Annotated in this window: 20 protein-coding genes; 7 read left to right on the top strand and 13 right to left on the bottom strand. The window is 53.6% G+C overall.

Features of this window, described 5'->3' with window-relative positions; translation table 11 throughout:
- Window positions 1–20: 20 nt before the first annotated feature.
- Window positions 21–425, bottom strand: coding sequence for a YkgJ family cysteine cluster protein (locus ACOTY9_RS03445; protein WP_032636276.1), 405 nt, complete (start codon window positions 423–425; stop codon window positions 21–23).
- 281 nt (window positions 426–706) lie between these two features.
- On the opposite strand from ACOTY9_RS03445, the gene ompW reads away from it, so the two are divergent.
- Window positions 707–1339 (top strand): outer membrane protein OmpW, encoded by a 633-nt coding sequence (gene ompW, locus ACOTY9_RS03440; protein WP_045269025.1) that lies wholly within the window; start codon window positions 707–709, stop codon window positions 1337–1339.
- A gap of 145 nt (window positions 1340–1484) precedes the next feature.
- A complete protein-coding gene (locus tag ACOTY9_RS03435) occupies window positions 1485–1655 on the top strand; it encodes a hypothetical protein (RefSeq protein WP_154816846.1) in 171 nt (56 codons plus the stop codon).
- 194 nt (window positions 1656–1849) lie between these two features.
- Here ACOTY9_RS03435 and yedF read toward each other — a convergent pair whose 3' ends face one another.
- The 3 genes from yedF to ACOTY9_RS03420 form a co-directional block, all read right to left on the bottom strand.
- Window positions 1850–2083, bottom strand: coding sequence for a sulfurtransferase-like selenium metabolism protein YedF (yedF, locus tag ACOTY9_RS03430; RefSeq protein ID WP_014884113.1), 234 nt, complete (start codon window positions 2081–2083; stop codon window positions 1850–1852).
- A complete protein-coding gene (gene yedE, locus ACOTY9_RS03425; RefSeq protein WP_023338394.1) occupies window positions 2080–3291 on the bottom strand; it encodes a selenium metabolism membrane protein YedE/FdhT in 1212 nt (403 codons plus the stop codon). The genes yedF and yedE overlap by 4 nt, the downstream gene beginning before the upstream one ends.
- Before the next feature lie 177 nt (window positions 3292–3468).
- The gene (locus ACOTY9_RS03420) at window positions 3469–4017 is read right to left on the bottom strand and encodes a TetR/AcrR family transcriptional regulator (protein ID WP_045269027.1); all 549 of its coding nucleotides are present in this window, start codon (window positions 4015–4017) and stop codon (window positions 3469–3471) included.
- Window positions 4018–4254: 237 nt separating this feature from the next.
- Here ACOTY9_RS03420 and ACOTY9_RS03415 point away from each other — a divergent pair, with 237 nt between their 5' ends.
- Both ACOTY9_RS03415 and ACOTY9_RS03410 read left to right on the top strand, forming a co-directional pair.
- Window positions 4255–5034: an SDR family NAD(P)-dependent oxidoreductase gene (locus ACOTY9_RS03415; protein WP_047027788.1), complete on the top strand. Its 780-nt coding sequence runs from the start codon at window positions 4255–4257 to the stop codon at window positions 5032–5034.
- 99 nt (window positions 5035–5133) lie between these two features.
- Window positions 5134–6153, top strand: coding sequence for an NADP-dependent oxidoreductase (locus ACOTY9_RS03410; RefSeq protein WP_348565459.1), 1020 nt, complete (start codon window positions 5134–5136; stop codon window positions 6151–6153).
- A 256-nt stretch (window positions 6154–6409) separates the two neighbouring features.
- Here the strand turns inward: ACOTY9_RS03410 and ACOTY9_RS03405 are convergent, their stop codons facing one another.
- A complete protein-coding gene (locus tag ACOTY9_RS03405) occupies window positions 6410–7177 on the bottom strand; it encodes an alpha/beta fold hydrolase (protein WP_088126671.1) in 768 nt (255 codons plus the stop codon).
- 76 nt (window positions 7178–7253) lie between these two features.
- On the bottom strand, window positions 7254–8075 hold the full coding sequence (locus ACOTY9_RS03400; protein WP_348565460.1) for an alpha/beta hydrolase: 822 nt from the start codon (window positions 8073–8075) through the stop codon (window positions 7254–7256).
- A gap of 140 nt (window positions 8076–8215) precedes the next feature.
- Here ACOTY9_RS03400 and ACOTY9_RS03395 point away from each other — a divergent pair, with 140 nt between their 5' ends.
- Both ACOTY9_RS03395 and ACOTY9_RS03390 read left to right on the top strand, forming a co-directional pair.
- Window positions 8216–8695, top strand: coding sequence for a MarR family winged helix-turn-helix transcriptional regulator (locus ACOTY9_RS03395; protein WP_014884107.1), 480 nt, complete (start codon window positions 8216–8218; stop codon window positions 8693–8695).
- Window positions 8696–8824: 129 nt separating this feature from the next.
- Window positions 8825–9484, top strand: coding sequence for a DsbA family protein (locus ACOTY9_RS03390; RefSeq protein ID WP_088126672.1), 660 nt, complete (start codon window positions 8825–8827; stop codon window positions 9482–9484).
- A 63-nt stretch (window positions 9485–9547) separates the two neighbouring features.
- Here ACOTY9_RS03390 and ACOTY9_RS03385 read toward each other — a convergent pair whose 3' ends face one another.
- Entirely contained in the window at window positions 9548–10153 is a 606-nt protein-coding gene (locus ACOTY9_RS03385; RefSeq protein ID WP_032629007.1) for a hypothetical protein, read from the bottom strand.
- A gap of 492 nt (window positions 10154–10645) precedes the next feature.
- On the opposite strand from ACOTY9_RS03385, the gene cspE reads away from it, so the two are divergent.
- Window positions 10646–10858 (top strand): transcription antiterminator/RNA stability regulator CspE, encoded by a 213-nt coding sequence (cspE, locus tag ACOTY9_RS03380; RefSeq protein ID WP_014884103.1) that lies wholly within the window; start codon window positions 10646–10648, stop codon window positions 10856–10858.
- 154 nt (window positions 10859–11012) lie between these two features.
- Here the strand turns inward: cspE and ACOTY9_RS03375 are convergent, their stop codons facing one another.
- The 6 genes from ACOTY9_RS03375 to ACOTY9_RS03350 all read right to left on the bottom strand — a co-directional run bounded on the left by ACOTY9_RS03375 (window position 11013) and on the right by ACOTY9_RS03350 (window position 19068).
- On the bottom strand, window positions 11013–12269 hold the full coding sequence (locus ACOTY9_RS03375; RefSeq protein WP_023330557.1) for a mechanosensitive ion channel family protein: 1257 nt from the start codon (window positions 12267–12269) through the stop codon (window positions 11013–11015).
- A 266-nt stretch (window positions 12270–12535) separates the two neighbouring features.
- Window positions 12536–13345, bottom strand: coding sequence for a tryptophan synthase subunit alpha (gene trpA / locus ACOTY9_RS03370; RefSeq protein ID WP_014884101.1), 810 nt, complete (start codon window positions 13343–13345; stop codon window positions 12536–12538).
- Entirely contained in the window at window positions 13345–14538 is a 1194-nt protein-coding gene (gene trpB / locus ACOTY9_RS03365; RefSeq protein WP_014884100.1) for a tryptophan synthase subunit beta, read from the bottom strand. The genes trpA and trpB overlap by 1 nt, the downstream gene beginning before the upstream one ends.
- A gap of 10 nt (window positions 14539–14548) precedes the next feature.
- Window positions 14549–15907: a bifunctional indole-3-glycerol-phosphate synthase TrpC/phosphoribosylanthranilate isomerase TrpF gene (trpCF, locus tag ACOTY9_RS03360; protein WP_248196790.1), complete on the bottom strand. Its 1359-nt coding sequence runs from the start codon at window positions 15905–15907 to the stop codon at window positions 14549–14551.
- A 3-nt stretch (window positions 15908–15910) separates the two neighbouring features.
- Window positions 15911–17506 (bottom strand): bifunctional anthranilate synthase glutamate amidotransferase component TrpG/anthranilate phosphoribosyltransferase TrpD, encoded by a 1596-nt coding sequence (gene trpD / locus ACOTY9_RS03355; RefSeq protein ID WP_023330556.1) that lies wholly within the window; start codon window positions 17504–17506, stop codon window positions 15911–15913.
- Window positions 17506–19068 carry an anthranilate synthase component 1 gene (locus ACOTY9_RS03350; protein WP_023330555.1) on the bottom strand — a complete coding sequence of 521 codons (1563 nt, stop codon included), beginning with the start codon at window positions 19066–19068 and terminating at the stop codon, window positions 17506–17508. Before ACOTY9_RS03350 ends, trpD begins: the two co-directional genes overlap by 1 nt.
- Window positions 19069–19078 lie beyond the last annotated feature (10 nt).

The raw sequence follows: 19078 nt of genomic DNA, 5'->3' as shown, positions 1-19078 counted from the left end.
CTCCTTGAGTATTGCAGGTGTTAATTAGCCGGCAATTGTACACCGGATGCACCTGCTGTGGCAGCATCAAGGCTTGTATGGAAAAGCATATCTTTGTAAAGCGGCGGTAATCCGACCCGTGCGCGGGCGCGATTACAGGCGTCGTTGACCTGCCCGTCTTCCCCTGACATAGCAAATTCCCGGCAGGGGCTGGGGCGATCCTCATAGATGGAACACCGGGTTGAGACCCCGGGTTCACCCTGTAGCGCGACGCAGCGAGCCTGTTTTTGGTTCGTGCCGCGCATACAGCGCAGAAAAGGGGTTAACGGCTCAGTGAGATGAACCGGAACGGTACCGCCGCCATCGATGGCCTCGGCCCAGTAGAAAGAGACTCGAAAATACGCACAACAGGCTCCGCACGTCATGCACGGGTTAACTTCACTCATGGCACACCTGCAAAAAAGAACGCATCAAATCAATTTGTGAGAGCGATAAATTAGCCAGCCGCCTGAGCAAGAGCAAGAGGGGGAAAAGAGAAAATTTTGTAACTGTGAAATGCCAAAAATTGACATGGAAACAACTTAATGTTTTTCAAAGTGCCACAAAAAATTAACCCAGATCAATGAATGTTAACTTACTGGTTTTAATGTGATCTGTGGCAGATCACTTATTACTCTTTTGTGAGTATATTCTCACCCGCTATTAAAACCACAACGATGGAGCGGATATGAAAAAATTAGCGGTGGCAGCCCTTGTATTAAGCAGTCTCTCTGGCGGCGCGTATGCGCACGAAGCAGGTGAATTCTTTATTCGTGCCGGTTCGGCCACGGTTCGCCCAACAGAGGGCTCTGATAACGTGCTGGGTATGGGCGGTTTTAACGTCAGTAATAACACCCAGTTAGGCTTAACGTTTACTTATATGGCGACGGATAACATTGGTGTCGAGCTTCTGGCGGCAACGCCGTTCCGCCATCGCGTGGGTCTCGGCCCGACCGGTGATATCGCCACCGTTCACCATTTACCGCCAACGCTGATGGCGCAATGGTACTTTGGCGATGCCAGCAGCAAGGTGCGTCCGTATATTGGCGCCGGTGTAAACTACACCACCTTCTTTGATGAGAAGTTTAACGATACCGGTAAAGCGGCCGGTCTGACGGACCTCAGCCTTAAAGATTCATGGGGTATGGCGGGGCAGGTCGGTCTGGATTATCTGATTAACCGCGACTGGCTGATTAACGCCTCGGTCTGGTACATGGATATTGATACGGACGTACGCTTTAAAGCGGGCGGTGAGCAGCAAAGTATCAATACTCGCCTCGATCCGTGGGTGTTTATGTTCTCTGCAGGTTATCGCTTCTAATCCCCCTCAAACTGGCCACCAGGTGGCCAGTTTGCTTTTGCAGCCTTCAAAACGACGGATAAACCGGCCGCTCGTCAATTTTTACGCAGTGCCTGAGTTTCGTTTCCCCATCATATAAATAGCTAAATGCGTCGCTGGACACCGAATGGAAAAGAATATCGCCATTAGCAAACGGGATCATTTCGGTGTCACCCGCGCGCTTGTGCCCTGCGCCGGTTTCAAACTGGCCGCGCCACCGTTCCTGCGTATGGTCGTAAACGTGCAGAATAACCTCGACAAGTCCTCTTTCCGGACAGTGAAGGCGCAGGAAGGTTGAAGAGAAATTCAGGGGCAGCACGTGAAAGGGAATCAATAAGGCGAAAACCAGTAAAGCTCGTAAATACATCAAACTGCGAAAACCTCCTTCAAAATGGATATGAGATTTTACTTAAGTCAGATGCGGCGGCTTTGCCCTCGATCAAGAGGTCTTATAATTCAATGCGATAAAGGCCTCTGACGAGGCCTGAACGTTCATTTTTGAATCAAATAGCGGATTGTTGGCCCGTCCTGCTGAATATCCAGCACCGTGTAGCCATGGTTTTTAGCATCCAGAGGAATGTTGTTAATGGATTGCGGGCAGTCGCTCACCACCTCCAGAATTTCCCCTTTTTTGAGCTGCGGTAGCGCTTCAAGGGTAGCCACTGCCGGATAAGGGCAGGGTTCGCCGATCATATCCAGTCGATAGTCAGGCACGATCTCTTTCATGCAGCGTTCTCCTGCGTTTCAGGTTTAGCGGTGGTGCGACGGAAGAAACGTTTCTCCTGCGCGACAACCAGTAAAAAAGCGACCAGCAGCAAGGCATAGGTTACCAGCAGGCCGCCGAGCGGACCGAAGGTGCTCAACAGATTGACCTTATCCCAGTTTGTTGCGAGTACAGGTGAGACATCATCCCAGTAGTACGCCAGAATGGTTGAACCAATGACATTACCAAGGCCGACCCACCAGTAATGCACCTGGCCTTCGACGGCGCGATACATCCAGCCGGTTTCACACCCGCCTGCCAGCACAATTCCGAAGCCAAACAGCAGGCCACCAATCACCGCGTTAGGACCGGCCCACATGATTTTCGGTTCAACACCGAGTTGTACATAGCTGAAAATGCCGATGGCACTCACCGCCATACCGGCAATGATCGCTTTTGCCATCATGGTTCGTCCGGTGATCCACATATCGCGAAACGCAGAGGTAAAGCAGATCTGCGCGCGTTCAATCAGCAGACCAAACCCTACGCCAAACAGCATCGCCAGGCCGAGTTTCGGTTGATTCAGCGCTGTGCAGATTGCCCACGCGATCATGGCAAAAAAGACCAGCATACCGAGGCGAAAACGGCGTTTCGCCTGGTCCGGCTTCTGGGTCAGCGGTGACGCCGCGCTAACTTTGGTCATTTTTACCGGAATACGGAACAGCGGCAGCAGGGTGAATTTTGCACCGAAGTAAGAGCCAATCGCGGTGGCGACGGCAAAGAACCAGGCATGCAGTGAAAATTGCGGAATACCCGTGAAGAACGCGGCAAGGTTACAGCCCATCGCCAGGCGAGCACCAAATCCGGCAATAATCCCGCCGACGACCGCCTGCATAATGCGGATGCGGCTTTTGGGCATGCGCAACTTGACGTTATTTGCCCACAGCGCCGCCGCGAAACAGCCGCCGAACATCCCGATGATCATCATTCCGTCGATGCGGGTAAGCGGAGTACCGTCCAGGTGAATGAGTTTAAAGTAGCCCCACTCTTCGGCATGCACGCCAGCGAGTTGCAGAAGTTGACCACCCCAGCGGGTAAACTCGCCGGTCACGGCCCAGAAGGTACCGGTAATGCCGAAATAATAAGTAGAGAGAATGCCTGCCGCGATAACGGCCGGAACAGGTGACCAGAACTTAACTAAATAAGTCTGTTTGAAGTATTGCCATGACATGAGTAAGCCTCTGAACTCAGAAGGTGTATTTGGATTTAACGGGCCGGAATATATAACTTTTTGGCTTACTCTAAAACCTCTCCAAACCTACTCTCCGGGATAGCGTCATTTTTTATGACCTCCGTCATTAAATCTTCCGGTTATTTCCCGGCAATCACACCCCCGGCTGCAAAATATTCATTCCTTTCGCGGAGCCTTACTCAGAATGCGAGAGCGGCAGACATCCAGAATTTCGTCAGCCAGCGCGGAATTATCCGGGCAGGCACGGGACAACACCAGAGCCCCGACAAGATGTGCAAAGGTGTTTATCAGGTCAGCACGTGAGACATTTTCGTCGCTTAACATTGCCAGCTGACGTTCAACCCCGGCTGCAAATATCTCTTTGATGGACTCGGACTGGCGTGCGGTGTCCGTGCCTAGGGCAGACATCACGCAACCTCCGGCCATATCATCGCGATGCTGCCGGGAGAGGTAATATTCAATGAATTTGTCTCGATCTACACCCGCCAGGTTTTCAGCGGCATGCACAAACCCGCAATTCATGGCCTCTGACATCAGGTCGGCCTTCGAACCAAAGTGCTTATAAAATCCGCCGTGGGTTAAACCCGCAGCAGACATCAGCTCCGCCACGCCCACGCCGTCATAGCCGCGTTCACGAAAAAGTTCGGATGCCGTTTCAACTATGCGCATCCGGTTCTCCCGGACCTGCTCTTTTGACACTTTCATGCTGCCCACCCCCTATAAAACAAGGCTCAATTATACATTGATGATGATCATAATCAAACCAGTTGACTTTATAGATTATGATCATCATCATTAAATTCGTGTCTCCGTCAGCGCTTCGCAGAGAAAGGCACGCTCTGTCAGTCTGGCTGATATCAGCAAAGAGAGCCGGATATCTCCCGGATTTACCTGCATCGAACGGTGCAGATTCTGTTTAACATTTGATAAAGAAGATCACACATGACGAAAACTTCAGTTCTCATTACAGGCGCATCGACGGGTATTGGTGCTGTTTATGCGGAAAGGTTTGCAAGCCGTGGACATGACCTGATTCTGGTTGCCCGGGATAAAACAAAATTAGACGCACTTGCCGAACGTCTGAGACAGGAGAAGGGCGTTTCTGTAGATGTCCTGCCTGCCGATCTCACTCAGGCAGCGGAGTTAGCGACGGTGGAAACGCGTCTTCGTGAAGACGAAAAAATAGGGGTGCTGATCAATAACGCCGGCATCGCACAGTCGGGCCATTTTATCGGCCAGACGTCCGAGGCAATTGAGCGTCTTATCGCCCTGAATGTCACCGCGCTGACGAGACTTGCCAGTGCCGCGGCACCAAGGTTTGTCAACGCCGGAGAAGGTGCGATCGTCAATATCAGTTCAGTCGTTGGGCTTGCCCCGGAATTTGCCATGTCGATTTACGGTGCAACCAAAGCCTTTGTGCTTTTCTTGTCGCAGGGATTGCATCTTGAGCTGTCCTCCGCAGGCGTTTACGTCCAGGCGGTACTTCCGGCCGGCACTTACACCGAAATCTGGGAACGTGCCGGTATTGATATCAGTAAGGCGCCCGAGATGATGGAAGTGGATCAGTTAGTTGACGCAGCCCTGGCGGGCTTTGACCGTCGCGAACTCGTCACCATCCCTCCTTTACAACACGCTGCCCACTGGGATGACCTGGAGAGGACGCGTCAGGCTCTGCTGGCGGACATCAACCAGGCTAACGTGGCAGAGCGCTACAAAGTGTAGTCAGGGGGGATTCGGCATAGGACTGAGTATCGTTTTTTCACTCAGCAACAGCGTTGTTAAGAAACATGCCACAGGCAAACCCGGCAGAGTAAAAGACAAATGAATAAGAAGACGATGAAAGCGTTTACGTTTAAACGCTATGGTAAATCCCCGGGACTGGGGATCGATGACGTCGATTTTCCGTCCCCCGGTGATGATGAAATTCTGGTCAAAGTGTATGCAGTAGGTCTGAACCCAATCGATAACATGATCCCGACCGGCATGTTCACACGCGTTCTGCATTTCAGTCTCCCCGCGACCTTGGGCAGTGATGTGTCCGGCGTTGTCGTTGCCACAGGACGTCGCGTGACGCGATTCAAGACAGGCGACGAGATTTTCGCCAGTATTTTTGACAGGGGAACGGGGTCGCTGGCCGAATTTGTCCGGGTGCCAGAAAGCCTTGCGGCGTTAAAACCCGCCAGTCTGGATTTCGTACAGGCCGCGTCACTTCCTATGGTCAGTCTCACCTCCTGGCAAGCGCTGACAGAACGCGCGATGCTGCGAGCGGGGCAGAAAGTATTTATCCCTGCCGGATCCGGTGGAATCGGCAGTTTTGCTATTCAGCTGGCGAAACACTTTGGTGCAACGGTTGGGACGACCACCAGCACAGCCAACATTGACTGGGTGAGCCGCCTTGGTGCAGATGACGTCGTTGACTATAGAAAGCAGGAATTCGAAAAAGTGCTGAGCGGCTACGATATTGTCCTCGGTACTATCAGAGGTGACGCGATTGAGAAATCCACGCAAATCCTTAAGCCGGGAGGGAAAATTATTTCCCTGATCGGGCCGTTAGATGCTGCTTTCGCGCGGGAACGACACCTTAATGTTTTCCTGCGTTTCGTATTAGGGCTGATGAGCCGCAAAATCATGCGGCTGTCAAAAAAGCGAGGTTTGACCTATTCGTTTCTCTTTGTTCGCCCTGATGGCAGCCAGCTCAGCCAAATCGGTGAACTCATGGACGCTGAACTCATCAAGCCCGTAATCGACAAGGTTTACCCCTTTGCCGAAACGAGCGACGCCTTCACCTATCTGGCTCGCGGGCATGCAAAGGGGAAAGTCGTCGTTAAAGTTCATGGGTGATAGCTACGAAGGCTTGAGCGCCGTTGCAGCGGCGGACCGCAGATAATGGTGATGCGCTGAGTGGAACCCTGCGCATTGCCCCCCCCTATGCTGCCGGACATTGTCACTGAAGGCGTGGATATTTCGCTACGTTTTGGTGAGTCGGGGGAAGGATGAACCCAATATACGTTGTACTCTGCGCGGGATTAAAACCTGGGCATTACGGATATGGCCACCCCTCAGGCGAGGGGTGGCTTTCGGGGCGGGAGAGTGATGTTTACTTCGCCGCTTCCTCGATAAGTGTGGCGACATCCTGTGGATGTGAAACCATCACGACATGGGATGCGCCTTTAATCACAACGGTGTGTTTTGATCCCGCACGTTCAGCCATGAATCGCAAACCCTGGGCGGGGATATTCTTGTCGCCGTCACCGTAAATGAAGTAAGAGGGCAGTTTTTTCCAGGCTGGCGCACCCGATTTTTCAGTTAAAGCCGCTTCGGTAATCGGTCTTTGCCCTGCGGCCATCAGCGCCGCCTCTTCAGCTGAAACGTCATGCGCGAATTGCTGGTGGAACTTCGCCCGATCGATGGAGAGATCGACGCTACCATCAGCCAGCTTCACCGGTGTGGCAAGCGCCTGGCCAAGCGTGCCGCCAGGGAATTTCCCTGTCAGGTCGGCCGCGGCTTCACCCGCGTCCGGAGCAAATGCGGCGACATAAACCAGCGATTTGACATTGTTTGTATCACGGGCCGCGTTCGTAATAACCTGGCCACCATAGGAATGCCCGACAAGGACGACCGGCCCCTTAATGTTGTTCACCACAGAAGAGACGTAAGCCGCATCACCCGAAACACTACGCAGCGGATTCGCCGCAGCAACGACATTGTATCCATCCTTTTGCAGGATCCGGGTAACGCCATTCCAGCTAGAAGAGTCGGCAAAGGCACCATGAACCAGGACAACGGTCGGCTTAGCGGTTTCGGCGATTGCGCTGGCAGACAGCAGAACGGCGGCAACGGCAAGGGAGGCAGCAAATTTGGACATGATCATTCCTCTTTTCAATACAGTTTAAAGGGTATGCGTAGGGGGGATCGTGGCCTGTCTGAAACAGGCCACCTGGTTAGCCGCGAATAAAGGTCAGTACGTCAGCGTTAAAGCGATCGGCCTCTGTCTCCGCCAGTCCATGTGAACCGCCGGCATATATCGTCAGCGTCGCATTCGCAACGATCTCAGCGGCGCGGTGTGCGGATGCCTTAATGGGGACAATCTGGTCATCGTCGCCATGAATAATCAGCGTAGGGCGATCAATCTGCTGCAGGTCGCGTGTGTAATCGACTTCAGAGAACTCATGGATGCAGTCATATTGCCCTTTAATGCCGCCCTGCAGGCCAATTCTGCGGAAGTTTTCCCGTAACCCGTCATTGGTGGGGACATGGTCACGGTTAAAGCCATAGAACGGAATTGTCAGGTCAAAGTAAAACTGTGAGCGGTTTTTGGCCGTGCCTTCGCGGATAGCATCAAACACCTCAATCGAAGTACCGTCTGGATTGGCATCCGTCCGGAGCATAAGAGGAGGGACTGCGCCGACCAGAACGACTTTAGCCACGCGTGAGGTACCATGACGGCCGATATAATGTGCAACTTCGCCGCCCCCTGTGGAGTGACCCACTAAAATCAGATCCTTCAGATCCAGCGACTCAATCAGCTCAGCGAGATCGTCCGCATACTGATCCATATTGTTGCCGTGGAAAGTCTGGTCTGAACGCCCATGGCTGCGACGGTCATGCGCGATGACCCGGAAACCATTCTGGCTGAAAAACAGCATTTGCTGGTCCCAGGCATCAGACGATAACGGCCATCCGTGAGCGAAGAGGATAGGCTGACCTGAACCCCAGTCTTTGTAAAAAATGCCTGTTCCGTCTTTGGTGATGAAAGTTGTCATTTTGTACTCCTGTTATGTGTTGCGTTATTTGTTTGTGTGCGATTTGTTTGTGTGCAAATGAATATGGCAGCCCTTTTTGCCTTTGTCAATCGCTTGCAATTAAATCGTATGCAAATTATTTTAAGGGGACTGGAGGACATATGACTAAACACACTAATTCCGAGGATTCCCTGCCAGATGTGCACGGTATGCTCTGTTTCTCTCTTTACTCTGCGGGACATGCTTTTACTCAGCTCTATCGTCCCATGCTTGATAAGCTTGGCCTGACCTATCCCCAGTATCTGGTGATGGTTACCTTGTGGAATCAGGATGGGCGAACAGTGAAGGAACTGAGTGGAATTCTTTTTCTTGAGTCCAGCACGTTGACCCCTTTACTGAAGCGGCTGGAGACTGCGGGGTTGATCACCCGGACACGTAATCCGAAGGATGAGCGCGAAGTGCTTATCCACCTGACGGAGAAGGGGGAGGCGCTGAAAAGCGAGACCAGCACTATCACGCGCTGTATTGTGGATACCCTGGGGATGGACGCCGACATCATTGCTGACATCAAAGCATCAGTCGATAAGATCCGTGACAAGATCCACCGTGCGCAGAAACCGGACGCCAATGACCTGGCCTGATGGGGTCATTCGGGCAGAGACATACTGTCCATTCGTACGCTCTATGAAACACTGAATTTACTGTAGGGCTGTTTTTCGCATTGAGGAATCTCATTATGATGAGGGCTAATGATTCCCAGGGGATACCACATGCGCATTGACAATCTACAGTATTTTTTTGACCCACTTTGCGGCTGGTGTTATGCCAGCTCGCCCGCCCTGAATTATCTGGCACAACATTACATCGAAAAGCTCACGTTAATGCCCTGCGGTCTTTTTTGTGATGAGGGTGCCCGGCACATCACCGCCCAATGGGCAGAATATGCATGGACAAACGATCGGCGTATCGCTTCGCTGACCGGTCAGCCATTCAGTGAGAGCTATCACCAGCTCCTGAACTCAGGTGCGCGCTTTGATTCGACGTTTATGAACCGGGCACTTACGGCTTTTCATGAAATCAGCCCGGCGGCAGAGGCAGGGCTGCTTCGTGCACTGCAACATGCCCGCTATGTACTGGGGCGTGATACCGCGCAAAGTGATGTGGTGGAAGAGATCGGTATCGCCTGGGCTCGGGAAAATAACGTTGACCTCAACCCTAATGACTTTGCCGGCCGGCTTGATGCCGATAACGCGCTTCGCAGCCTGACGGACGTCAGGATCGCTGACGTAAAGCGTCTTATGAATCAAAAAGGTTTCAGCGGGGTTCCGCTGCTGTTGGTTACGGTTGACAGCACTGAGCACATTATCAGCGGCCACGATCTCTACGGTGGAGCAAAAAGCATCGGCGAGGCGCTGGCAAAGCTTGCGTAGCCAAAACGAGGCTTCCGGTTTTACACACCGGAGCTTCGTTTATCACCTGTTCGAATGCCCGAATCATTTCTGGCGGGAGAGGGAACGGAAAGAGCAGTAGTACCCTGCAGATGCGATAAGGCAGAGCATATACCCGAATGATTCGCTGCCTTCCTCCACGACATTCTTGACCACTCTGACGTAGCTTTGATCGAGTATCGCGTACCATAATTCGTGCATTCCAAACAGCCGGGAGAAAACCAGGACTGCCAGCAGACCACTGAGCATCATGCCGTACCACGGGGTACGGGTATAGTGGGTCAGTTGCGTAAGAGTAAGTCGGAAATGGATAACGGGATAAAGCAAAGCGCAAATGGCGGAAAGTAGTGCAAACCACACCCAACTTCCATGAGCCAGAAGATCAAAAAATGCATCCAGTTCGCGAATCAGCATGGAGAGGAAAAAGCCGCCGATCAGGATGTTGCAATAGCGCATGAATTCCCATTTCTTCGCCAGCAGGAAGTGAATAAATACGATGCTCACTAAAACCGATTCCTGCACAATTTCGGTCAGCGATATCTCCGGTATATCCAGATTAAATAAAGAGATATCCGCCCACAGACAAAGTACGGGCAAGGAGCAGGCTGCTGACGCGAAAAGAAAGAAGAAAAAGCTTTTGAGCACAGACATTAACACCACCACTTTCATTCAAAACATCTATGATAAGTGGCTTCGAACGAAAATCTATTTCACTTTGTGCGATATAGGCATGAATTTTAAGCATATTGAGCTACTTAGCGAGGGTGCGTTCACTCTGTGCCGATAAGATCCCCCCTTTCAGGGAGCTCTCCGTCACTAAAAGAGGCAATATGCTTTGGCTATCACAGGATGCGAATACATGGCCCCAGCGGCTTTAGTTTCCATAGCCATTCAGCCGTCCGGGTGTTTAAGCGGTTATAATAAAAAATAAAAACTTTGCTTAAAAAAATTTTCTGTGCCTAAATAGCGTCATCGGTTTGGAATACAGACCTTATAAACGCAGTTTAGTAAAGCAGTCCTCAGTTCAGGTGTTATCAATAGATACTCTTCTTCGTGAGCCTCCTCCTAAGTGCCAAATAAGTTACTCTCTAAATACAGGCCATCATCGCCGCGCTTAGTGGCTCAAAAAATAAGGAATTATCTATGTCTAATAAAATGACTGGTTTAGTAAAATGGTTTAACGCTGATAAAGGTTTTGGCTTTATCACGCCTGACGACGGCAGCAAAGATGTATTCGTACATTTCTCTGCTATTCAGAGCGACAGCTTCAAATCGCTTGATGAAGGCCAGAAAGTGTCCTTCACCATTGAAAATGGCGCTAAAGGCCCGGCAGCGGGTAATGTTTCTCCGCTGTAAGTCGCGCCTATTATCAATGACCCTTACGATAGCGATGAAGACGCGAGTCTGAGCAGTTAAGCTTCACTGATAACAAAAAACCCGCCGAGTGCGGGTTTTTTTATGGCTCCAGGAAAATTGTTATTCTGTTTAGCCGACCTGTTTTCTGAGACAATTATCCTTCACCCGGAGGCGGGATGCGGTCCCGAAGGCTGTATTCCTGTGATAAACGCCAGAAATCATGACCAGCCGGATGCTGATATAAGCGGAGCGAGAATTGACCGGCGACAGCGGTGATGTATTCAAATATCGCTGACTGGGTATTTTCATACTCCATCCACAGTACGGATGAGGTAAAACAATAAATTTCCAGGGGAATACCCGACGGCGTAGGCTTTAGCGTTCGCACGACAATATACATATCTTTGATAATATCAGGCCGATCGGCGAGCCATGCCATCAGGTAGTGCCGAAAAAGCGTTAAATTTGTCAGGCCATTATCCATAAACCAACTGTCCGGTACGCCCATGGGATCACGCCCGTCGATGAGCTTTGCCAGCGGTTCATTCGTGCCGCGCAGGGCCAGCATCGGGGCCAGCGTTTCCTGAGTGAGGAATTTAACGGAGTGCTGATCGATAGTGGTGCTGCGCATAATCCGGCGCGCCCCTGACGAAAACATGGCCTGCCAGTTGGTATACGTTTCGGTCAGGAAGTTTTTGGTCGGGATACGCGAGATTGTGTTATCCCAGTTACGGATGGTAATAGTGTGCAGCGCTATGTCGGTCACTTCGCCACTCAGGTTCTTATCGGGCATTTCAATCCAGTCCCCCAACTGCAGGACATCATTTGACGAAAGCTGGATATTGGCCACGAGCGAAAGCAGGGTGTGCTGAAAGACTAACATCAGTACGGCTGCTACGGCCCCGAGGCTGGAAATAATGATCGCAGGGGATTTATTCGACATGACGGCAAGGATCATGATCGCAGCGATGATGTGGATAAATATTTTCCCTATCTGAATATAGCCTTTGATAGAGTGATTTTTACGCTTCGTCTTGCGTAAATAAGAGCTGTTGACAATATCCAGCATCTCATTGAAGAAAACCGACAGAAAAATAAAGAATAAAATCCCACAGATGGTATTTATTGCCGTCACCAGCGATGCCGGCATATTGGGCATAAACTGCAGGACGTAATAAACGATAATAACCGGAATGAAATTTGACAGCTTCTCGGCAATACGACGATCTTTTTCCAGCGGGACATCCTGTTTGTGGCTGGAAAAGAAGACCTTACGAACGATTTTTATGAGCAGGAATTTGCACATCAGGTGCGCAAAGAAACCAGAGATGACCAGCAGAATAAGATTAAATCCAATGGCCAGAGCCGGATTGCTTTCTATGAATGTTAATAAATAATCCAAGTACACCACCGCTTATCGCCTGAATCGTATGCCATTTTGTATTAACCTCATTCAGGAGATAAATACAAAGATTTAACCAAATCATATAATGGCATATCCGGTACAGGCAAGTCCACGACCTGAATCCTAAGCCGCACCGAGCTATTTTGTTGCGGTCAGTAACTTTATTTTCAAATTCGTTCCAGGCGATAAAAGCAGGCGAATGTGCGTGGCAGTGCCCGGAATGGCGGCGCTAAAGAAACACCGTCTGGCGGCGAAGCCAGACGGTGGAGAGGTTACGCTTTGCGCGTTGCCGCTTTCATTGCGCTGACAAAGGTTTTCAGCTCAGCCAGCATTTGCTCTGGCTTGTCCACGTTCTTCTCAATGATTTTAACGATAGCGGAGCCTGAGATTGCACCGGCTGCGTTAGCGTCAATCGCCGCGGTGACCTGGTCGGGAGATGAAATCCCAAAGCCCTGCAGCGGAGGGGCCGCGTGGTATTCAGCCAGCTTTTCGACCAGATGATGCAGAGGCAGCGCCGCTTTGTTCTCCGCGCCGGTTACACCCGCACGGGAGAGCAGGTAGGTATACCCGCGACCATAGGAGGCAATCTGGCGCAGCAGTTCATCATCGGCGTTTGGCGGGCAGATGAAAATAGGTGCCACGTTATGTCGCATCGCCGCCTGACGGAACGGCGCAGACTCTTCTACCGGTACGTCTGCCACCAGAACGGAGTCGACACCCACGCGCGCGCACTCGGCGTAAAACTCATCAATACCACGGTTAAACACCAGGTTGGCGTACATCAGCAGGCCAATCGGGATCGTCGGATGCTTCTGGCGGATCGCCGCCAGCATCTCGAAGCACTGAGTGGGCGTCACGCCTGCGGCAAACGCGCGCAGGGTGGCGTTCTGGATGGTCGGGCCATCCGCCAGCGGGTCAGAGAACGGAATACCCAACTCCAGCGCGTCGGCACCCGCTTCAATCAGGGCGTCGATAATCTTCAGCGACTGCTCCGGACCAGGGTCGCCCAGCGTAACGAAGGGAACGAACGCGCCTTCCTGGCGGGATTTCAGTTCGGCAAATGCATTATCGTAGCGTTCCATCAGATTTCCCCTCGTGCTTTCAGAATATCGTGAACGGTGAAGATGTCTTTGTCACCGCGACCGGACAGGTTAACGACCAGCAGTTGCTCTTTTTCCGGGTTCTCTTTCATCATTTTCAGCGCGTGCGCCAGGGCGTGGGAAGACTCCAGCGCCGGGATAATCCCTTCGCTGCGGCACAGCGTTTTGAAGGCTTCCAGCGCTTCGTCATCGGTAATAGAAACATAATCCGCGCGACCCGTGCTGTTCAGATACGCATGCTGGGGTCCAACTGACGGAAAATCCAGGCCCGCAGAGATAGAGTAGGACTCTTCAATCTGGCCTTCCTCGGTTTGCATCATTGGCGATTTCATACCGAAGTAGATCCCCACGCGACCATGCTTCAACGGTGCGCCATGTTCACCCGATTCAATGCCGTGACCGGCAGGCTCGACGCCAATCAAACCCACGCGGGTGTCGTCGATGAAATCAGCAAACATGCCGATGGCGTTAGACCCGCCGCCGACGCAGGCGATCACCGCATCCGGCAGACGACCTTCTTTTTCAAGGATCTGCGCTTTGGTCTCTTCACCGATCATGCGCTGGAATTCGCGCACGATGGTCGGGAACGGGTGCGGACCCGCCGCGGTACCGAGCATGTAGTGCGCGGTTTCGTAGCTGCCAGACCAGTCGCGCAGCGCTTCGTTACAGGCATCTTTCAGCGTCGCGGAGCCGCTGTGCACTGGGATCACTTCCGCCCCCATCAGGCGCATACGGAACACGTTCGGAGACTGACGCTCAACGTCTTTCGCACCCATGTAAATGCGACATTTCAGGCCGAGCAGGGCGCTGGCGAGCGCAGAGGCTACGCCGTGCTGGCCTGCACCGGTTTCAGCAATAATTTCGGTTTTCCCCATACGCTTCGCGAGCAGCGCCTGGCCGAGAACCTGGTTAGTTTTATGTGCGCCACCGTGCAGCAGATCCTCACGCTTGAGATACAATGTCGTGTTTGTGCCTTCGGTCAGGTTGCGACATTTCGTCAGCGCTGTCGGACGCCCCGCATAGTTTTTCAGCAGGTCGGTAAATTCCGCCTGAAATGCCGGATCTTTCTGCGCACTGACGAACGCCTCTTCCAGCTGGCGCAGGGCGGGCATCAGGATTTGCGGGACGTACATCCCGCCGAACTCACCAAAATACGGGTTAAGTAATGTCGTCATCTTCTCTTCCTTAATATGCACGCAGAGTGTTAAAAACCGAGGCCAGTTTGCTGGCATCTTTAATACCCGGTTGTGACTCTACGCCTGAATTGAAATCGAGGCCTGCGCAGCCCGCTTTGGCGGCTTCCACGCAGTTATCCGGGCTTAATCCACCCGCCAGCAGGACGTTGTCCAGCTTTTCGCCATTTAGCAGTGACCAGTCAAAACGCTGACCCGTACCGCCCTGGCCGTTGTCGAGCACATATTTATCAACATGATTCAGGTTACGTGCGGGCAGGGTGGTACCCACGCTTTGCGCTTTCCAGATCTGCACCTGAGGGGCGAGGTCTGCACGCAGCTTATCGATGTAGGCTTGATCCTCATCGCCATGCAGTTGCACCGCACTCAGGGATAACGTTTCGGCTTTTGCCACGACGTCTGCGATATCCGCATTACGGAACACGCCCACATAGCTAAGTGGCGCTGCTGCGATCACATTGCGCGCCTGTTCCTCACTGACGGCACGAGGCGAGGCGTCAACAAAGATCAGGCCGCCGTAAATGGCCCCCGCGTCATACGCGGCCAGGGCATCCTGTTCGCGAGTTAAGCCACACACTTTGTTTTCACCGAGCAGGACGCGACGTACCGCGGCGTTAAGGTCGTCATGTTCCATCATGGCGGAACCAATCAGGAAACCGTTGGCGAAGTGGCTCAGCTCGCGCACCTGAGCGTAGCTGTTAATGCCGGATTCGCTGATTACCGTGACGCCAGAACCTAGACGCGGCGCAAGCTGGCGCGTACGGTTCAGGTCAATCGACAGGTCGCGAAGATCGCGGTTGTTAATGCCGACCACTTTGGCTTCCAGCGCGATGGCGCGCTCCAGTTCTTCTTCATTACTTACTTCGGTCAGCACGCCCATGTTCAGACTGTGCGCTACGGCAGACAGCTGGCGATACTGCTCGTCGTCGAGTACCGAGAGCATCAGCAGGCAGGCGTCAGCCTGGTAAAAACGCGCAAGCCAGATCTGATACGGGTCGATAATAAAGTCTTTGCACAGGATCGGCTGCGGCGCGATGCCGCTGACGATGGGCAGAAAATCGAAGTTGCCCTGGAAATATTTCTCATCCGTCAGCACGGAGATGGCGGACGCATGATGCTTATAAATACCGGCGATACGCGCCGGGTCGAAATCGTCACGAATAACGCCTTTTGACGGAGAGGCCTTTTTGCACTCCAGAATAAAGGCGGTGCGTGCGCCCTGCAGGGCGTCATAGAAACGACGGCTGCTGGGAACAACATCATTCTGGAAACTGGCAAGCGGCTGCTCTGCTTTGCGGGCTTCCACCCAGATGGCCTTATCGGCAACGATTTTCGCTAAAACGGTCTGCATTCTTTACCCTCTTGCCGCAAGTGCGGTAACGCGATCGTAAGCTGCACCGGAGTGCAGTACATCCAGAACTTTTTGGGCGTTAGCCTTCAGGTCTTCCTCACCGTGCAAACGCATCAGCATGGCGACGTTGGCTGCCACGGCGGCCTCATGCGCGGCCTCACCTTTACCTTGTAGTAAGCGCGTCAGAATGTCACGGTTTTCTTCCGGCGTGCCGCCCGCCAGCGCGTCCTGATGATAGGGTGTTAAGCCGAAATCAGACGCCTCCAGCTGATAGCTAAGCACTTCGCCGTTGTTCAGCTCGGCCACAAGCGTCGGTGCGTGGAGAGAAACTTCATCCATACCGCCGCTGTGTACCACGGCGGCACGCTGGTAACCCAGGACGCGCAGCGTCTCGGCAATCGGCAGGACCAGTTCAGGGCTGTATACGCCAATCAATGCCAGCGGCGGATGGGCCGGGTTAATCAGCGGACCGAGCACGTTAAAGAGCGTGCGGGTTTTAAGCTGCTGGCGCACCGGCATCGCATGGCGGAAACCGGTGTGGTACTTCGGCGCGAACAGGAAGCAGACGCCCAGGTCATCCAGCGCTTCTCGGGAACGTTCGGCATTCATGTCGAGGTTAATACCGAACGCGGCCAGCAGATCGGAGGAGCCAGACCGACTGGAAACGCTGCGATTACCGTGTTTCGCCACCTTCATCCCGCATGCCGCCGCCACAAAGGCGCTGGCAGTCGAAATATTGATACTGTTGCTGCCGTCGCCACCGGTACCCACGATATCGGCAAACGGATAGTCCGGGCGCGGGAACGGGGCGGCATTTTCCAGCAGGGCCGTGGCGGCACCGGCGATCTCCTGCGGGCTTTCGCCGCGCACTTTCATACTCACCAGCGCCGCGGCCAGCTGTTCAGGCTTCAGCTCGCCGCGCACTACGGCGGAGAAGAGCTGGTGGCTCTCCTGCTGGCTAAGGGTCTGCGCCTGGTACAGTTTCTCCAGAATCGGTTGCAGGGTATTGGTCTGCTCCAGCTTCTGTAGCGCCCAGTCGAGGGTCTGCTCCAGCAGACGGGCACCGTGTGACGTCAGGATCGATTCCGGGTGGAACTGCATGCCGCAGACGCGATCCGCGTCGTGACGTACCGCCATCACCATCCCTTCAAACGAAGCATTAATCGTCAGCCCGGCGGGAATATTACTCCCGACCAGCGAGTGATAGCGCGCAACCGGAAGTGGATTCGGTAACCCGGCAAACATCGCCTGGCCGTCATGTTCAATGCTGGAGGCTTTACCGTGCAGGATCTCGCCCGCCTGGCCGACATAGCCGCCGTAGGCTTCAACGATCGCCTGGTGACCGAGGCAGATGCCGATAATCGGTAGCTTGCCGCGCATGCGGGTCAGCAGCTCCGGCATACAGCCTGCTTCGCTTGGCGCGCCCGGACCCGGGGAGAGCATCAGCACCGGGTTTTGCATGGTCGCCAGACGGTCAATCAGGGTCTGCGCCGGTACGTGGTTGCGGTAAATAACGACGTTATGGCCATTCGCACGCAGCTGATCTGCCAGGTTATAGGTAAAGGAGTCGATATTATCGAGCAGCAGAATGTCAGCCATCAGAAAATCTCCTGTGCATGATGTGCGGTAGCAATGGCGCGCAATACCGCGCGAGCCTTACTGCGGGTTTCGTCAGCTTCAGACTGCGGAACAGAGTCGAGAACAATCCCGGCGCCGGCCTGGACGGTGGCAATTCCGTCTTCAACGTAGGCAGAGCGGATCACGATGCAGGTATCGAGATCGCCGTGGGCGGTGAAGTAACCCACCGCGCCGCCGTAGCTGCCGCGACGACGACCTTCGGCAGCGGCAATCAACTGCATCGCACGCACTTTCGGCGCGCCGCTCAGGGTGCCCATGTTCATGCAGGCCCGGTAGGCGTGCAGCACATCGAGGTCGCTGCGCAGTTCACCCACCACGCGGGAGACCAGATGCATGACGAAGGAATAACGGTCGACTTTGGTCAGATCAGCCACGTAACGGCTACCCGGCGTGCAAATACGCGCAAGGTCGTTACGCGCCAGGTCAACCAGCATCAGATGCTCGGAGAGCTCTTTGTGGTCAGTACGCATTTCCAGTTCGATGCGGCTGTCGAGATCGCGATCCAGTGAACCGTCGGCACGACGGCCGCGGGGGCGGGTTCCCGCAATTGGGTAGATCTCAATCTGGCGGCTGGTAGCGTCGTATTTCAGTGAGCTTTCCGGTGACGCACCAAACAGAGTGAAATCATTGTCCTGCATAAAGAACATGTAAGGGCTCGGGTTACTCTTTTTCAGCACATCGTACGCTGCCAGCGGCGACGGGCAGGGGAGAGAGAAACGACGGGAAGGCACCACCTGGAAAATTTCCCCGGCGCGAATCGCTTTTTGCATCTGGCGAACCACGGCCCCGTACTGATCGTCGGTCTGGTTAACCTCACACGTCATCTGCTCGACGCGCTGTACCGGCAGCGCAGGGGGCGCCTCCGTCATTTGCTGCTGGAGTTGAGCGATGCGATTTTCGAGGCGCTCTTTCTCAGCCGCGGACGGCGTGAACAGGCTGGCCTGGATGCGGGTGTATTTTTTCTGATGGTCGATCACCAGCAGGGTCTCGGCCAGATAGAAGCAGTAATCCGGGCAGCGGTTACCCTGCTCGGTTTCCGGCAAATCTTCAAACCCGGCGACCAGGTCATATGCAAACAGCCCGCCGAAGAACATCGCTTCACGCTCATCTTCCGGCACGGTGACCAGATTTTGCAGCAGGCGGAAAGCGTCGAAAACGGACAGCGAGCAGAGGCGGGCATCTTCGTCCAGCAGCTGGCTTACCGGAGGAAAATGCAGAATTCGCTGGTCCGGGTGACGTTTATTCTCGATGCCCGCAGGCAGGGCAGCATCGAGCAGCGGCAGCAGCGATGCGCCATTGTCAGAAAGTGCCTTGATGGTGACAGTGTCACCTAACGCGGTAATGCGCAGCGCGCTGTCGACCAGCAACAGGCTTTTAAGATCGTCTTTGCTGTCGATATCAGCAGACTCCAGCAGCAGCGTTGCCGGACGTGCGCCGCACACCTGATGAAACAGCGCGGTCGGGTTGTGGCGATAGGCCGCCTCGCAGGTCAGCAGGTCGAGATGGGGTTTGGCTGTTTGCATGTTGTTGTTC

It is taken from the genome of Enterobacter cloacae complex sp. SHL012, from assembly GCF_049237505.1.
Taxonomy (GTDB): Bacteria; Pseudomonadota; Gammaproteobacteria; order Enterobacterales; family Enterobacteriaceae; genus Enterobacter; species Enterobacter kobei.
Note: the sequence above shows the minus strand (reverse complement) of the source record. Positions and strands in the feature narration are given on the sequence as shown.

Bases quoted from the DNA above. Each gene is read 5' to 3' on its own strand.
- ACOTY9_RS03445 (WP_032636276.1), bottom strand. From the start codon at position 425: ATGAGTGAAGTTAACCCGTGCATGACGTGCGGAGCCTGTTGTGCGTAT.
- ompW (WP_045269025.1), top strand. From the start codon at position 707: ATGAAAAAATTAGCGGTGGCAGCCCTTGTATTAAGCAGTCTCTCTGGC.
- ACOTY9_RS03435 (WP_154816846.1), top strand. From the start codon at position 1,485: ATGGAAAAGAATATCGCCATTAGCAAACGGGATCATTTCGGTGTCACC.
- yedF (WP_014884113.1), bottom strand. From the start codon at position 2,083: ATGAAAGAGATCGTGCCTGACTATCGACTGGATATGATCGGCGAACCC.
- yedE (WP_023338394.1), bottom strand. From the start codon at position 3,291: ATGTCATGGCAATACTTCAAACAGACTTATTTAGTTAAGTTCTGGTCA.
- ACOTY9_RS03420 (WP_045269027.1), bottom strand. From the start codon at position 4,017: ATGAAAGTGTCAAAAGAGCAGGTCCGGGAGAACCGGATGCGCATAGTT.
- ACOTY9_RS03415 (WP_047027788.1), top strand. From the start codon at position 4,255: ATGACGAAAACTTCAGTTCTCATTACAGGCGCATCGACGGGTATTGGT.
- ACOTY9_RS03410 (WP_348565459.1), top strand. From the start codon at position 5,134: ATGAATAAGAAGACGATGAAAGCGTTTACGTTTAAACGCTATGGTAAA.
- ACOTY9_RS03405 (WP_088126671.1), bottom strand. From the start codon at position 7,177: ATGTCCAAATTTGCTGCCTCCCTTGCCGTTGCCGCCGTTCTGCTGTCT.
- ACOTY9_RS03400 (WP_348565460.1), bottom strand. From the start codon at position 8,075: ATGACAACTTTCATCACCAAAGACGGAACAGGCATTTTTTACAAAGAC.
- ACOTY9_RS03395 (WP_014884107.1), top strand. From the start codon at position 8,216: ATGACTAAACACACTAATTCCGAGGATTCCCTGCCAGATGTGCACGGT.
- ACOTY9_RS03390 (WP_088126672.1), top strand. From the start codon at position 8,825: ATGCGCATTGACAATCTACAGTATTTTTTTGACCCACTTTGCGGCTGG.
- ACOTY9_RS03385 (WP_032629007.1), bottom strand. From the start codon at position 10,153: ATGTCTGTGCTCAAAAGCTTTTTCTTCTTTCTTTTCGCGTCAGCAGCC.
- cspE (WP_014884103.1), top strand. From the start codon at position 10,646: ATGTCTAATAAAATGACTGGTTTAGTAAAATGGTTTAACGCTGATAAA.
- trpA (WP_014884101.1), bottom strand. From the start codon at position 13,345: ATGGAACGCTACGATAATGCATTTGCCGAACTGAAATCCCGCCAGGAA.
- trpB (WP_014884100.1), bottom strand. From the start codon at position 14,538: ATGACGACATTACTTAACCCGTATTTTGGTGAGTTCGGCGGGATGTAC.
- trpCF (WP_248196790.1), bottom strand. From the start codon at position 15,907: ATGCAGACCGTTTTAGCGAAAATCGTTGCCGATAAGGCCATCTGGGTG.
- trpD (WP_023330556.1), bottom strand. From the start codon at position 17,506: ATGGCTGACATTCTGCTGCTCGATAATATCGACTCCTTTACCTATAAC.
- ACOTY9_RS03350 (WP_023330555.1), bottom strand. From the start codon at position 19,068: ATGCAAACAGCCAAACCCCATCTCGACCTGCTGACCTGCGAGGCGGCC.